Origin of the sequence: Streptosporangium canum (genome assembly GCF_900113865.1) — a bacterium.
Classification (GTDB): domain Bacteria; phylum Actinomycetota; class Actinomycetes; order Streptosporangiales; family Streptosporangiaceae; genus Streptosporangium; species Streptosporangium canum.
Genome location: NZ_FOQY01000012.1, coordinates 180,231 through 194,875, shown reverse-complemented (window position 1 = coordinate 194,875; position 14,645 = coordinate 180,231). Strand labels below are relative to the sequence as shown.

General features: G+C 70.8%; 12 protein-coding genes. 1 reads left to right on the top strand and 11 read right to left on the bottom strand.

Annotation, left to right across the window (positions count from 1 at the left end):
- Nucleotides 1–113: 113 nt before the first annotated feature.
- The 10 genes from BM085_RS19810 to BM085_RS19765 all read right to left on the bottom strand — a co-directional run bounded on the left by BM085_RS19810 (nucleotide 114) and on the right by BM085_RS19765 (nucleotide 12,186).
- Nucleotides 114–1,424 (bottom strand): M16 family metallopeptidase, encoded by a 1,311-nt coding sequence (locus BM085_RS19810; RefSeq protein ID WP_093888429.1) that lies wholly within the window; start codon nucleotides 1,422–1,424, stop codon nucleotides 114–116.
- Nucleotides 1,424–3,745 (bottom strand): polyribonucleotide nucleotidyltransferase, encoded by a 2,322-nt coding sequence (locus BM085_RS19805; RefSeq protein WP_093888428.1) that lies wholly within the window; start codon nucleotides 3,743–3,745, stop codon nucleotides 1,424–1,426. Before BM085_RS19805 ends, BM085_RS19810 begins: the two co-directional genes overlap by 1 nt.
- 317 nt (nucleotides 3,746–4,062) lie before the next feature.
- Nucleotides 4,063–4,332, bottom strand: a complete 270-nt coding sequence (gene rpsO, locus BM085_RS19800; RefSeq protein WP_093888427.1) for a 30S ribosomal protein S15 — start codon at nucleotides 4,330–4,332, stop codon at nucleotides 4,063–4,065.
- A 185-nt stretch (nucleotides 4,333–4,517) separates the two neighbouring features.
- Nucleotides 4,518–5,471: a bifunctional riboflavin kinase/FAD synthetase gene (locus BM085_RS19795; RefSeq protein ID WP_177245171.1), complete on the bottom strand. Its 954-nt coding sequence runs from the start codon at nucleotides 5,469–5,471 to the stop codon at nucleotides 4,518–4,520.
- A 32-nt stretch (nucleotides 5,472–5,503) separates the two neighbouring features.
- Complete coding sequence (locus BM085_RS19790; protein ID WP_386437937.1) at nucleotides 5,504–6,520, bottom strand: ABC transporter ATP-binding protein; 1,017 nt, start codon at nucleotides 6,518–6,520, stop codon at nucleotides 5,504–5,506.
- A gap of 7 nt (nucleotides 6,521–6,527) precedes the next feature.
- Entirely contained in the window at nucleotides 6,528–7,574 is a 1,047-nt protein-coding gene (locus tag BM085_RS19785; RefSeq protein WP_093888424.1) for an ABC transporter ATP-binding protein, read from the bottom strand.
- Nucleotides 7,567–8,535, bottom strand: a complete 969-nt coding sequence (locus tag BM085_RS19780) for an ABC transporter permease (RefSeq protein ID WP_031163093.1) — start codon at nucleotides 8,533–8,535, stop codon at nucleotides 7,567–7,569. Before BM085_RS19780 ends, BM085_RS19785 begins: the two co-directional genes overlap by 8 nt.
- Nucleotides 8,535–9,575 (bottom strand): ABC transporter permease, encoded by a 1,041-nt coding sequence (locus BM085_RS19775; RefSeq protein ID WP_245789448.1) that lies wholly within the window; start codon nucleotides 9,573–9,575, stop codon nucleotides 8,535–8,537. Before BM085_RS19775 ends, BM085_RS19780 begins: the two co-directional genes overlap by 1 nt.
- On the bottom strand, nucleotides 9,576–11,276 hold the full coding sequence (locus BM085_RS19770; RefSeq protein WP_093888422.1) for an ABC transporter substrate-binding protein: 1,701 nt from the start codon (nucleotides 11,274–11,276) through the stop codon (nucleotides 9,576–9,578). It lies immediately after the preceding gene.
- 7 nt (nucleotides 11,277–11,283) lie between these two features.
- A complete protein-coding gene (locus tag BM085_RS19765; protein WP_093888421.1) occupies nucleotides 11,284–12,186 on the bottom strand; it encodes a proline iminopeptidase-family hydrolase in 903 nt (300 codons plus the stop codon).
- Between the two features lie 133 nt (nucleotides 12,187–12,319).
- Here BM085_RS19765 and BM085_RS19760 point away from each other — a divergent pair, with 133 nt between their 5' ends.
- A complete protein-coding gene (locus BM085_RS19760) occupies nucleotides 12,320–13,132 on the top strand; it encodes a FadR/GntR family transcriptional regulator (protein WP_231509724.1) in 813 nt (270 codons plus the stop codon).
- A 115-nt stretch (nucleotides 13,133–13,247) separates the two neighbouring features.
- Here BM085_RS19760 and BM085_RS19755 read toward each other — a convergent pair whose 3' ends face one another.
- A complete protein-coding gene (locus BM085_RS19755; RefSeq protein ID WP_093888420.1) occupies nucleotides 13,248–14,645 on the bottom strand; it encodes a leucyl aminopeptidase in 1,398 nt (465 codons plus the stop codon).

The window sequence follows — 14,645 nt, the reverse complement described above, 5'->3', positions numbered from 1 at the left end:
GGACAGCGGACGGACGGCACGGGCCGCGCCGGACAGCGGACAGCAGGCGCGGGCGGTGCCTGGACAGCGGAACGGCCCCGGCGCGGACGCCGGGGCCGTTCACGACGGAACGGTCAGCCGTTGACGACCCAGCCGAAGTCCTTGTCCTCGTAGGGGCCGATGACCGCGAGGGTCATCGGGCGGTTGAGGACGTCACCGGCGACCTCGGAGATCTGCTCCGGGGTCACCGCCTCGATCCTGGCGAGGACGTCGTCGACCGAGAGCAGCTCGTCGTAGACGAGCTCGCCCTTGCCGATCCTGGACATCCTGGAGCCGGTGTCCTCCAGGCCGAGCACGAGGCCGCCGCGCATCTGGCCCTTGCCGCGGACGATCTCCTCCTCGGTGATGCCGTCGGCGACCACCCGGAGGACCTCCTCACGGCAGATCTTCAGCACTTCGTCGATCTTCGACGGCAGGCAGCCGACGTAGATGCCGAACTGCCCGGTGTCGGCGTAGGAGGAGGTGTAGGAGTAGGCGGAGTAGGCCAGCCCCCTCTTCTCCCTGATCTCCTGGAACAGCCGCGAGGACATGCCGCCGCCCAGGGCCGCGTTGAACACCCCGAGCGCGAAGCGGCGCTCGTCGGTGCGGGTGAGACCGGTCGTGCCGAGGACCAGGTTGGCCTGCTCGGTCGGCCGGTGCACCACCCGTACGCCGGGACGCGCCTCGGCGCCGGGGCCGGAGACGCGCGGAGCGATCGGCGAGGCGTCCCCGCCGAGGGCTCCGGCCCGCTCGTAGGCCGCGGCGACGAGCGCCACGACCTGCTCGTGGGTGACGTTGCCCGCCACCGACACCACGGTGTGCGTCGGCAGGTAGTAGCGCCGGTAGTACTCCGCGATCCGGTCACGGCTGGCGGCGTTGATCGACTCGACCGTGCCGAGGATCGGCCGGCCGATGGGTGTGTCGCCGTACATCTCGGCGGAGAACTGCTCGTGCACCATGTCGGAGGGGTCGTCGTCGTGCATGGCGATCTCCTCCAGGATCACGCCACGCTCGGCCTCGACGTCCTCCGGGGTGATCAGCGAGGAGGTCACCACGTCGGCGAGCACGTCGATCGCCACCCGCAGGTCCTCGTCGAGGACCCGCGCGTAGTAGCAGGTGTACTCCTTGGCGGTGAAGGCGTTGATCTCGCCGCCGATGCCCTCGATCGCCGCGGAGATCTCCAGCGCGTCCCGCGTGGGGGTGCCCTTGAACAGCAGGTGCTCAAGGAAGTGCGAGGACCCCATGTGCTCGGGGGCCTCGTCCCGCGATCCGATGCCGACCCACATGCCGACCGCGACGGAACGCACGGTCGGCATGGACTCGGTCACCACCCGGAGCCCACCGGGAAGGACAGTGCGCTGCACGACCCCGGCACCGTCCTTGCCGGGGTGCAGAGTGGTGGTCATCACGAGTTGCGGTCTTCTCCCCCACGGCTGCCGCCACCGCTGGTGCGGGTGCGGGTGCGGCGGGGCCGGTCCTCGCGGGGACGGTCGTCGGCGGCGGCGGGCGCCGCCGGCTCCTCCTCGGAGGCGCCGCCCTCGGCCTTGGCCGCGGCCTCCTTCTCGATGACCTCGACGGGGACCAGGGAGAGCTTGCCGCGCGAGTCGATCTCGGCGATCTCCACCTGGACCTTCTCGCCGACGTTCATGACGTCCTCGACGTTCTCGATGCGCTTGCCGCCGTGCAGCTTGCGGATCTGGGAGACGTGCAGGAGGCCGTCCTTGCCCGGCATGAGGGAGATGAAGGCGCCGAAGGCGGCGATCTTGACGACCGTGCCCAGGTAGCGCTCTCCGACCTCCGGCATGTGCGGGTTGGCGATGGCGTTGATCGCCGACCGGGCCGCCTCGGCGGACGGGCCGTCGGTCGCGCCGATGTAGATGGTTCCGTCGTCCTCGATCGTGATCTCGGCGCCGGTGTCGTCCTGGATCTGGTTGATCATCTTGCCCTTCGGGCCGATGACCTCTCCGATCTTGTCGACCGGGACCTTGATCGTGATGATGCGCGGGGCCGTCGCGTTCATCTCCGCCGGGGAGTCGATGGCCTCCTGCATCACGTCGATGATGGCCAGGCGGGCGCCCTTGGCCTGCTTCAGCGCGGCGGCCAGCACCGAGGCGGGGATGCCGTCGAGCTTGGTGTCGAGCTGGAGCGCGGTGATGACGTCCTTGGTGCCGGCGACCTTGAAGTCCATGTCGCCCATGGCGTCTTCGGCGCCGAGGATGTCGGTCAGCGTGACGTACTGGTCGCCCTCGTTGATCAGGCCCATCGCGATGCCCGCGACGATGCCCTTGAGGGGGACGCCCGCGTCGAGCAGCGCCATGGTCGAGGCGCAGACCGAGCCCATGGAGGTCGAGCCGTTGGAGCCCAGCGCCTCGGAGACCTGGCGGATCGCGTAGGGGAACTCCTCGCGGGCCGGCAGGACCGGGACGAGCGCCCGCTCGGCGAGCGCGCCGTGGCCGATCTCGCGGCGCTTGGGCGAGCCCACGCGGCCGGTCTCACCGGTGGAGTAGGGCGGGAAGTTGTAGTTGTGCATGTAGCGCTTGGTGCGCTCGGGGTTGAGCGTGTCGATCATCTGCTCCATGCGGAGCATGTTGAGCGTGGTGATGCCCAGGATCTGGGTCTCGCCCCGCTCGAACAGGGCCGAGCCGTGCACGCGGGGCACGACGTGGACCTCGGCGTTGAGCTGCCGGATGTCCTTGACGCCGCGGCCGTCGATGCGGACGCCCTCGGAGATGACCCGCTCGCGCATGAGCTTCTTGGTCAGCGAGCGGAACGCGGCGCTGACCTCCTTCTCACGGCCCTCGAACTCGGAGCCGACCTTCTCCAGGGCCAGGGCCTTGAGGCGGTCGAGCTCGGTCTCGCGCTCCTGCTTGCCGGCGATGGTCAGCGCCGCGGCGAGCTCGCTCTTGACCGCGCCGGTCACGGCCTCCAGGACGTCGTCCTGGTAGTCGAGGAACAGCGGGTACTCGGCGGTGGCCTTGGCCGCGACCTTCGCGATCTTGGACTGCGCCTCGCACAGGACCTTGATGAACGGCTTGGAAGCCTCCAGGCCCTGGGCCACGGTCTCCTCGGTCGGCGCCACGGCGCCGTCGGCGATGAGCTTGAGCGTGTCACGGGTGGACTCGGCCTCGACCATCATGATCGCGACGTCGCCGTCCTCCAGGACGCGGCCGGCGACCACCATGTCGAAGGTGGCGTTCGCCAGCTCCGAGTGGGTCGGGAAGGCCACCCACTGGCCCTCGATCAGCGCGACGCGGACGCCGCCGATCGGGCCGGAGAAGGGCAGCCCGGCGAGCTGGGTGGACAGGGACGCGGCGTTGATCGCGACCACGTCGTACAGGTGGTCGGGGTTGAGCGCCATGATCGTCGCGACGACCTGGATCTCGTTGCGCAGGCCCTTGACGAACGACGGGCGCAGCGGCCGGTCGATCAGCCGGCAGGTGAGGATGGCGTCCTCGGAGGGACGGCCCTCACGGCGGAAGAACGAGCCGGGGATGCGGCCCGCGGCGTACATCCGCTCCTCGACGTCCACCGTGAGGGGGAAGAAGTCGAGGTTCTCCTTGGGGTTCTTGGAGGCGGTGGTCGCGGAGAGGACCATCGTCTCGTCGTCCAGGTAGACGACGGCGGAACCCGCCGCCTGGCGCGCGAGCCGCCCGGTCTCGAACCGGATGGTGCGCGTACCGAAAGAGCCGTTGTCGATGACGGCTTCACTGCTGTGGACACCCTCCACGGGGGACCTCCTTTGGTAGGTCGCCCGCGTCCACTCGGGCACGCGTTCCGTGCCTGAGTCGTCTTGTTGCCTGCTCCCCGTAGGTGCAGCGCCGGTCTTCGATCGAAGCGCCCGGTTCCGTACGGCTTACGCCATGATGACCGGGGGCCACTACCGAGGACCGGCCCTCCGACGCCGTGGGGCGCGCTTGCTGGCGGACGCGGGGCACTGTCTCGGCTATTCAGTTTGCTCACTGGGACGGTGTCTCCGTGGCGCGACGCGCCGACACCCGTCCATATGAGATGAGGGAGCGGCGCGGACGCCGCTCCCTCACAACTCTATCGGCGCAGGCCGAGCCGCTCGATGAGCGTACGGTAACGCGCGATGTCCTTGCTCTGCAGGTACTTGAGCAGACGGCGACGACGACCGACGAGCAGCAGCAGACCGCGGCGGCTGTGGTGGTCGTGCTTGTGCGTCTTCAGGTGCTCGGTGAGCTCGCTGATGCGCTTGCTCAGCAGCGCGATCTGCACCTCGGGGGAACCGGTGTCGGTCTCACCCTTGGCGTACTCACCGATGATCTGCTTCTTTGCGGCGGTGTCGAGCGACACATCTCTCCTTGCACTTCTACGGGCACGCGCGATTTTCAGTTGCCCGAGCGACCGTGCGTGCCTACAGTCGCCGTGGCGAGATCAGCGCCGGGGTTGTGACACCACCGGTTACAGAGCTGACATGCCAGATTACCATCAGCCCTCCCGCGTCCGCACATCCTCGGACCCGCCGAGCGCCCGGAAGGTCAGGAGGTCAGGCGGCGGGCCTCGTCGACGTCGGCGCGGATCTGGTCGACGAGCGCCTCGATCGAGTCGAACTTGACGTTGCCGCGGAGCCGCGGCCCGAAGTCCACGGCCATGTGGGCGCCGTAGAGGTCCAGGTCGTCGCGGTCGAGCGCGTAGGCCTCGACGGTGCGCGGCACGCCCTCGAAGGTGGGGTTGGTGCCCACCGAGATGGCGGCGGGCCAGCGCTCGCCGCCGTAGACGGCCGGCAGGTTGCCCGTCGGGATGCCCTGCAGCCAGCCGGCGTAGACGCCGTCGGCGGGGATCGCGGTGAAGTCGGGCGACTCCAGGTTGGCCGTCGGGAATCCGAGCTGGCGGCCGCGCTGGTAACCGCGGACGACCACGCCCTCGACCCGGTGCGGACGGCCGAGCGCCGCCGCCACGGCCTCCATGTCCCCGGCGGCCAGGCGCTCGCGGATGAGGGTGGAGGAGATGGTCTCCCCGTTGCTCACCAGCGGGACCGCCTCGGCCACGAAGTCGTACTTCTCCCCGAGGGTCTGCAGGGTCTCGACGTCACCGGAGGCCTTGTGCCCGAAGCGGAAGTTCTCCCCCACCACGACCCCGCCCGCGTGCAGCCGGTCGACCAGCACCGTCTGCACGAACTCGTCCGGGCTCATCCGGGAGAACTCCAGCGTGAACGGCAGCACGCACACCGCGTCGACGCCGAGGGCGGCGAGCAGCTCCGTGCGGTGCCGGGCCGTCGTCAGCCGGGGCGGGTGCGTGCCGGGCCGCACCACCTCCTCCGGATGCGGGTCGAAGGTCACCACGACCGAGAGCAGTCCGAGCTCGTCGGCCATCGCGACGGCACGGGCAACCATCTGCTGATGGCCGCGGTGAACCCCGTCGAAGACGCCGATCGTTATGACGGACCTGCCCCAGTCTTCGGGCACGTCGTCCAATCCGTGCCAGCCTCGCACCGCAGCCTCTTCCCCTTGTAGCGGATCGACCCCTAAAGCCTGCCATGCTCCCGGGCCATCTCTCCAATCGGGGAGCGCATTGGAAAGTGACAGGCCACCTGACGTCCGCCGACGAGGTTCAGCGCGGGACGCTCGGTACGGCAGCGCTCCTGGGCGATCGGGCAGCGCGGGTGGAAGGAGCAGCCGGTGGGCCGGTCGATCGGGCTGGGCACGTCGCCGGTCAGCACGACGCGCTCGCGGCGCGGCGCTCCGGAGCCGTCGTCGATCTCGGGGACGGCCGACAGCAGCGCGTGGGTGTAGGGGTGCGAGGGAGCCGCGTACAGGGCCTCGGCCTCGGCCACCTCGACGATCTCCCCGAGGTACATCACCGCGATCCGGTCCGACACGTGCCGCACCACGCCCAGGTCGTGCGCGATGAAGACGTAGGTGAGCCCGAGCTCCTCCTGGAGGTCGGCGAAGAGGTTGAGCACCTGCGCCTGGACCGACACGTCGAGCGCCGAGACGGGCTCGTCGGCCACCACGAGCCTGGGCGACAGGGCGATGGCCCTGGCGATGCCGATCCGCTGGCGCTGGCCGCCGGAGAACTCGTGGGGGTAGCGGTCCAGGTGTGTCCTGGCCAGGCCGACCAGGTCGAACAGCTCGCCGACCCGGTTCCTGATCGCGCCGGCGTCGCCGTACCCGTGGATCCTGAGCGGCTCGGCGACGGCGTCGCCGGCCGTGCGGCGCGGGTTGAGCGAGGCGTAGGGGTCCTGGAAGACGAGCTGCAGGCCCTTGCGGACCGGGCGGAGAGCGCGGCGGGACAGGCCGGTGATGTCCTGCCCGTCGAACTCCACCCTGCCCGCGGTGACATCGGTCAGCCGGACCAGGCAGCGGCCGAGCGTGGACTTGCCGCACCCGGACTCGCCGACCACCCCGAGGGTCTCCCCGGCGCGGACCTCCAGCGAGACCCCGTTGACGGCCTGCACGCCGCGGCCGCCGCGCGCCTTGAAGTGCTTGACCACGTCGGTGGCCCTGAGCAGGGGGCCCGTCGTCGTGTCCGTTGTGTTCACGGGTTGCTCACCGCTCCTCATCCGCCGCGCGGGCGCTCTGTCGTGCCGGGGACGCCTCCGGTCCGCTCCGGTCGCCGCGCCGGATCCGCTCCCTGCCCTCCTCGGGCAGCCAGCAGGCGTCGAGGTGGCCGGACCCGCCGGTGAGGGCGGGGACCTCCTCGCAGGCCGCGTGGCGGTGGGTGCAGCGGTCGGCGAAGGGACAGCCGCCGGCCGAGGCGCCGGGGGTGCCCGGGATCGTGGGCAGCCGCCGGACGCGCGGGCCGCCCACCCGGGGCACCGAGTCGAGCAGTCCCCAGGTGTAGGGGTGGCGGGGGGCGTGGAAGACGTCCCTGCGGGCACCCCGCTCGACCGCCCGCCCGCCGTACATGACCAGGACCTCGTCGGCGATCTCCGAGACCACGCCCATGTCATGGGTGATCATGACGATCGCCGAGCCGTGGTCGGTGCGCAGGCGGCGCATCAGGTCGAGGATCTGCGCCTGGGTGGTGACGTCGAGCGCGGTGGTGGGCTCGTCGGCGATCAGCAGTCCGGGGTTGCACGACAGCGCCATGGCGATGACCACGCGCTGGCGCATGCCGCCGGAGAACTCGTGCGGGTAGGAGTCCACCCGCTTGCCGGGGGCCGGGATGCCGACCTCGTCGAGCAGCCTGACCGCGCGGTCGCGGGCCTCCCTCTTGGAGATCCTCTCGTGGGCGCGGATCTGCTCGGCGATCTGCCAGCCGACCGTGTAGACGGGGGTGAGGGCGGTCATCGGGTCCTGGAAGATCATGGCGATCTCCCGGCCCCGGACGGCCCGCATCTCCCGGTCCTTCAGGGCCAGCAGATCCCGGCCGCGGAAGACCACCTTTCCGGAGATCTCCGCGTTGGGGGTGCGGATCAGCCCGAGCACGCCGAGCATCGACACGCTCTTGCCCGAGCCCGACTCTCCCACGACGCCCAGCACCTCGCCGGGCCGCACGGAGAAGGACAGCCCGTCGACGGCGGTGAAATGGCCCCCGCCGGTGCGGAAGCGCACCCGCAGGTCGTCGACTTCGAGAATCGGTTGGTCAGGCACGGCGCACCCTCGGGTCGAGCCGGGCGTACAGGACGTCCACCACGGCGTTGGCCAGCACGACGAAGAAGGCGGCGTAGAGGACCGTGCCCATGATCACGGGCAGGTCGAGGTTCTGCAGCGCCTGGTAGGTGAGCTTGCCGACGCCCGGCAGGCCGAAGACCACCTCGGTGAGCAGCGCCGCGCCGCCGACGAGGGCGCCGAAGTCCAGGCCGAACAGCGACACGATCGGGATCAGCGAGCAGCGCAGGGCGTGCCTGATCAGGATGCGCCGTTCGGACAGGCCCTTGGCGCGGGCGGTGCGCACGTAGTCCTCGTTCAGTGCCTGGATCAGCTCGCCGCGCAGCAGCCTGGCGTAGATCCCCGCGTACAGCAGGGCCAGGGTGAGCCAGGGCAGGAGCAGGTGCAGCGCCCACTGTCCCGGGCTCTGCGAGAGCGGGACGTAGCCGAGCGGCGGGACCCAGGAGAAGACCGAGTCGTGCAGCTCCTTCTGGGTGACCAGGTTGACCACCTCGCCCAGCCAGTAGACCGGCAGCGAGACGCCGAAGACGCCGAGCAGCATGACCAGCGGGTCGACCAGCGTGCCGCGCATGGCTCCGGCGAGGGTGCCCATCGCCACGCCCAGCACCATCCAGATCACCGCCGCGCCCACGACGAGCGAGAGCGTGACCGGGACCGCGTCCATGATCTGCGGGATGACCAGCGTGCCCCGGTTCACGAACGAGGTGAGGTCGTGGCTGACGAACAGGTGCTTCATCATCATCAGGTACTGCACGGGCAGCGGCTGGTCGAAGCCGAACGAGGCGCGCACCTGCTCCAGGGTGGCCGGGTCGGCGTTCTTGCCCGCGATGCGGGCCGCCGGGTCCACGCCCGGGGTGGCGAAGAAGATCAGGAAGACCAGCACGCTGATCGCGAAGAGGACGAGCACCGCGGCGCCGAAGCGCCGCAGGATGTAGCCGATCATCAGGCGCCTCCCCGCAGCCGGGCGTTCGGGTCGAGCGCGTCGCGCACGCCGTCGCCGAAGACGTTGAGCGCGACCGCGGTCAGCGCGACGAACAGCCCGGCGGCGATGGTGATCATCGGCCGGGTGTAGAGCAGGGCGAGGCCGTCGTTGATGATCGTGCCCCAGCTCGCGTCGGGCGACTGGACGCCGACCGACAGGAACGACAGCGCCGACTCGGTGAGCATGTTGAGCGCGGTCATCAGCGGCAGGAAGACCACCACCGTGGGCAGGATGTTCGGCAGCACCTCACGGCGCATGATCCGCAGGTCGCTCGCGCCCAGGCCGACGGCCGCGTGCAGGAACTCCTTGCCGCGCAGCGCCATGACCTGGCCGCGCAGCGGGCGGGCCACGTAGGGGACGTAGATCAGCGCGATGATGACGATCGGCAGCGCGAGGCTGCCCGCGTCGATGTGGACCGGCCCCAGGTGCAGGCCGCTGGTGAGCAGCACCACCGACAGGCAGATGGCCAGCAGGTAGACCGGGAAGGCCCAGATCACGTCGAAGAACCGGGAGAGCACCGCGTCGATCCAGCCGCCGAAGTAGCCGGCGACCACGCCGAGCACGGTGGCCAGCGCGCAGCAGAGCAGCGCCGAGGAGACGCCGATCAGCAGGCTGTTGCGCCCGCCGTACAGGAGCCTGGCCATGACGTCGCGGCCCTGGTTGTCCGCGCCGAGCAGGTAGTGGCCCGGGTCGCCGGTCGGGCCGATCGGGGTGACGCCCAGGCCGAGGCCCTCGGTGCTCTGCTGGAGGACCTGGACCTCCTGGCCGCCCACGACCGTGGTGCCGGAGATGTTGGAGACGAACGGGTCGGTGTGCGCGATCGAACCCGCGTAGACCGGGGCCAGCAGGCAGACGAGCGCGATGAGGAACAGCCCGGCCCCGGCGGTCATCGCGGAGCGGTTGCGCAGGATCCGGGTGGCGGCCTGCCGCCACGGACCGGCACCGGGCCGGACCGGGGCGGCGACGGCGGGGACGGGCTCGGCCCCGCTCACCGTGCTCACCTACTTGACCCAGAGCTGGGAGACGAGCATGAAGAACTGCTTGTGGAACTGGTAGTTGCCGACCCTGCTGGAGACGAAGTCCACCTGCTTGGGGGTGAACAGCGGGATGATCGGGCTCGCCTTGGTCAGGTCGCGGTCGATCTCGCCCCACTTGGCGTTCGCGGCGTTCTTGTCGGTCCGGTCCAGCGTCATGGCCTCGGCCATCCGGGCGTCGATGTCCTTGTCGCAGTAGCCGGAGATGTTGATGCTGGAGTCGCTGCCCGAGCGGAAGGACGCGCAGGAGAGCAGGACGTGCAGGAAGTCCGAGGCCGCAGGGTAGTCGGCGTACCACTGGGAGACGCTGGCCTGGACCTTGTTCTTGTCGTTCTGGATGTAGGTGAAGTGGATGTTCGTCGAGATGACCTTGAGCTTGGCCTGGTAGCCGATCTGCTCCAGGGTGCTGCGGACGTACTCGCCGATCTGCTTGCTCACCTCGTCGTCGGAGACGACGACGGCGACCTCCTGGCCCGCGGTGCCGGACTGCTGGACGAGGTCCTTCGCCTTGGCCAGGTCCGGCTGGGGGAAGTCGCAGAAGTCGGCGTGGCCGGGGATGCCGGGCGGCAGGAGCGTGCAGGCGGGCTGGGCCACGTTGGCCCCGCCGAACATCTTCACCACGGCCTGGCGGTCGATCGCCCAGTTGAGCGCCTGGCGGGCCTCGGGCTTGTCGAACGGCGCGAGGTTGGTGTTGAGCGGCAGGTACCAGAAGGCCGACAGCTGGTTCACGTGCGCCTGGGAGGCGTATTTGGTGCCGATCTCGCTGAGCCGGTCGGCGGGCAGCGGGTCGAAGACCCAGTCGGCCTGGCCGTTCTGGACCGCGGTGACCGCGGCCTCGGCGGTGAGACCGTAGGAGTAGACGATCTCGTCCGGGTAGCCCTGCGGCTGCGCCTCGCGCGACCACTCGGTGAAGTGGGGGTTGCGGACGAGCTTGAGCTCCTTGTTGGGGTCGTAGGAGACCGCCGTGTAGGGCCCGGTGCCGCCGATCGGCTTGGTGCCCTGGTCCTTGTCCGGGGTGTCCTTCGGCAGGACGGCCGCGTGCGGCAGGGCGAGCTTGAGCGGGAACTCCGAGTCCGGCTCGACCAGGTTGATCGTGATCGTGTTCTTGGCCTTGTCGGCGACCACGCCCTTGTCGAGCGTGCACTCCTTGGGCTTCTTGACGCAGGCGGCGGCGCCGACGATCCCGGCGTAGAAGGTGCCGGAGGTGGGCCCGGAGACCTTGTAGATCCGCTCGAAGGAGGCCACCACGTCGTCGGCGGTGACCTCGCCGCCGCCGGCGAACTTCACGCCCTTGCGGAGGGTGAAGGTGTAGGACCTGCCGTCCGGGCTGACCTGCGGCATGGCCTCGGCCAGGTCCGGGACCAGGTCGTAGGAGGCCTCGCCGCCGACCTTCTTGAAGGCCAGCAGGCCGTCGTACATGGCCTGGAAGATCTGCCAGTTGCCGTTGCTGTAGTTGATGTGCGGGTCGAGCGTGCCGTCGCCGGACTTGGCCTGCAGGCGGAGCGTGCCGCCCTTGTGCTGCTCCTGGAATCCCGCGGAGCTCGCCTGGGAGGCGCCGGCCGTCCCGGCGGATCCGGCGGGGCCCGCCGGGGAGGAGGCGCCGGAACATGCGGAGACCGACAGGGCGAGCAGGGCCGCGCCCGCTGCGATCGGGAGGTTGCGCTTCATGGGGGTCCTAGTCCGTGGAGTCGAGGAATGAGCCGACCACCTGCAGGAAGAGCTCCTCTTCCTCGATGTGCGGCATGTGGCTGGAGTGCTCGAAGATCTGCCATCGGACGTCGGGGATGTGGTCCGCGAAGGGCTGCACGGTGCGAGGGGTGGCCTCGTCGTGCCGCCCGGAGACGAGCAGGGTCGGCGCGGTCACCTGGTGCAGCCGGTCGGTGACCGACCAGTCCCGCAGGGTGCCGACGACGTGGAACTCGGTCGGCCCGTTCATCGTGTGGTACACGGTCGGGTCCTCGGCGGTCTTGGCGTCGCTGGCCAGGACCTCCGGCGGATTGGGGACGATCCTGCAGACGTGGCGGGCGTTGAACACCTTCTCCGCCGCGCGGTATTCGGGGCTGTCGGTGGTCCCGGCGGCCTCGTGCTCGCGGAGCGTCCGCTCGACCTCGGCCGGGAGTGCGGCGCGCAGCCGGTCGCACTCCTCGCGCCAGAGCTTCATCGAGGCGGGCGAGTCGGCGATGACCAGCCCCTTGAGGCCCTCGGGCCGCAGTACGGCGTGCTCGGCGGCGAGCATGCCGCCCCACGACTGGCCGATCAGGTGGTAGCGGCCGGCGATGCCGAGATGGGCGAGCAGGTTGTCCAGCTCGTCGAGGAAGAGCCCGACGGTCCAGAAGTCGGCGCCGCGCTCGGGCAGGTGGGTGGAGAGCCCCACGCCGAGCTGGTCGTAGTGGACGACCGCCCGGTCCTGCCCGGCCAGCCGCGCCATGCGCAGCGTGTAGTCGTGGGCCGCGCCGGGGCCGCCGTGCAGCACGACGAGGGGGGCCTTGCCCGCGTCCAGGTCGCCCGTGACGCGGTACCAGGTATGCCAGTCCTTGAAGGGGGCCAGGCCCTGGGTGGTCGGTTCGGGGATCGCCACCGCAGTCCTCCATATAACAAGTGGGGCACATGCCACCAGATGAGACGAATGTCCGTGTTGTGGACATCTTATGGATTAATGGCCTGAGCACAATACCTTTTTTGGAATCGTGTGGTTGTGTAACGTTCCGGGTGTGCACCCCGACGCGACACCCCCGACCACCGACGATCTCTCCCGCATGCTGGGACAGGTGCTGGGCGACACCGCCCAGCCCTCCGTTCTCAGCCCCGTCAAGGTGCAGTCGGTGGCCACGGAGGTGGCAGACCGGCTGATGACCGCCGTCGCGATAGGCGACTACCTGCCCGGCGAACGCCTCCCCGGAGAGCGCGAGCTGGCCACGATCCTCGACGTGAGCCGCGCGACGGTCCGCGAGGCCATCGGCCGGCTCCAGGCGGTGGGCATCGTGGAGATCAAGCGCGGCCGGACCGGCGGCGCCTACGTCAGGGCGAGCTGGACCGAGGCCACGGCCTCGGCCGTACGCCGGACGCTCCTGCCCCGCTGGCCCGAGCTGGAGCAGCTGTTCGACCTGCGGTGCCTGGTGGAGGGGCTGGTGGCGCGGACCGCCGCGCTCCGCCGTACCGACGAGGACCTGGCGGCCATGCGCGTGGCGCTGGACGGCTACGCACAGGCCCGCACGCTGGGCCAGGAGCAGGTCGCCGACGCGGCCTTCCACGGCGCCGTGCTGGCCGCGACGGGCAACCCGAAGATCAGCGCGCTCAGCAGGGACATGCTGACGCGGGTGAGCCTCGGATTCCCCGTCGAGCCGTACGGGGAGGACGACCCGGAGGACTACCAGCGGGCGCTGATCGAACACCGGAAGATCTACGAGGCCATCGCGGCCGGCGACGCCGAGCAGGCGGGCTCGCTGGCGGAGGAGCACTTCACGCTCACCTCCGACATGATGCGCGCCATGCTCGAACGCGCCCAGGAACGCGCCGCCAGATAACCCCGCCCGGTGCGGACGGACAGCCCCGGGGACGGCCGTACGGACGTCCGAGAGCCCCCCGCCCGGGACGGGCCCCGCCCGGGAGGACGGCGCCGCCCGGGGAGAGCGGCGCCGTCTAGGAGCGGCTCTCCAGGTAGCCGATCAGCGTGCGGATCATCGCCCCCGTCGCCCCCGCCGGGCCCAGGTCGGTGGCCTTGTCCAGGTAGGCGGTCGTGGCGAAGTCCAGGTGGGCCCAGGGCAGCCCGGCGGTGAACGGCCGCAGGAACAGCGCGGCGATCGTCGCGTCGGCCAGGCTTCCGCCCTCGTTCTTCGCGTCGGCCACCTCGGATTCGAGCCTGGCGGCGTACGGCTCCCAGAGCGGCAGCTCCCACATCGGCTCGCCGGCCCGCGCACCGGCCGCGATCAGCTCGCCGACCAGTCCCCGGTCGCTGCCGATCACCCCGGTGATGTCCTCGCCGAGGGCGTGCATCACCGAGTAGGTCAGCGTGGCCGCGTCGATCAGCACGTCCGGAGAGCCCTCCGCCAGGTAGGCGAGCGCGTCGGCCAGCACCAGGCGGCCCTCGCTGTCGGTGTCGGTCACCTCGGTGGTCCGCCCGTTGCGGTGCGTGAGAACGTCCCCGGGCCGGATCGCGGAGCCGCTGACCATGTTCTCGGCGGCGGGCACCACCGCGGTGACGCCCACCGGCAGCTCCAGCCGGGCGGCGGCCTGGACGACCGCGAGCATGGTCGCACCGCCCGCCATGTCGCACTTCATGGTGGACATCGCCCCGAGGCCCTTGATGGCGAGACCGCCGGAGTCGAAGGTGATGCCCTTGCCCGCCAGGCCCACCGTGCCGCTCACGCCGTCACCGGGGTGGCTCACCTCGATCAGGCAGGGCGGGTTCGCGCTGGCCGCGCCGACGCCGAGGATGCCGCCGAAGCCGCCCTCCCGGAGCGCGCCGGCGTCCAGCACCCGCACGCCCAGCCCGCACGCCCCGGCCATCGCCCGCGCCCGCTCGGCCAGGTCCATCGGGACCAGGTCGCCGGCCGGGGTGTTGACCAGGTCGCGGGCGAACGTCACCGCGTCGGCGACGATCCCGGCCCGCGCGACCCCCTGGGGGTCCGCACCGGCCAGGATGACCAGCTCGCGGAAGGCCCGCCCGCGCGGCTCGCTCTTGTAGCCGTCGAACCGGTAGCCGCCCAGCCGCACGCCCTCGATGACCGCCTGGACGTGGGGGAAGGCGATCGCCACGGTGGGGAACTCGGCGAGCCGGGGCGCGACGCGGCCCACCGCCCGCCGTACCGCGTGCTCGTCGTCGGCGTCGCCGAGCCCGACCAGCAGGACCGCCGCGGCGCGGAAGGCGTCGCCGTCCCGGCGGGGCAGCAGCAGGTCCTGCCCGGCCCGGCCGGTGAACCTGACCTGGCCGAGCACTCCGCCGAGGCCGAGTCCGGGGTCGTGTCCCTCGCGCACCGGCAGGACGAGCAGGTCTGCGGCGATCTCGGCGGCGGGGAGGGGGGAGAGGGACACCTCCAT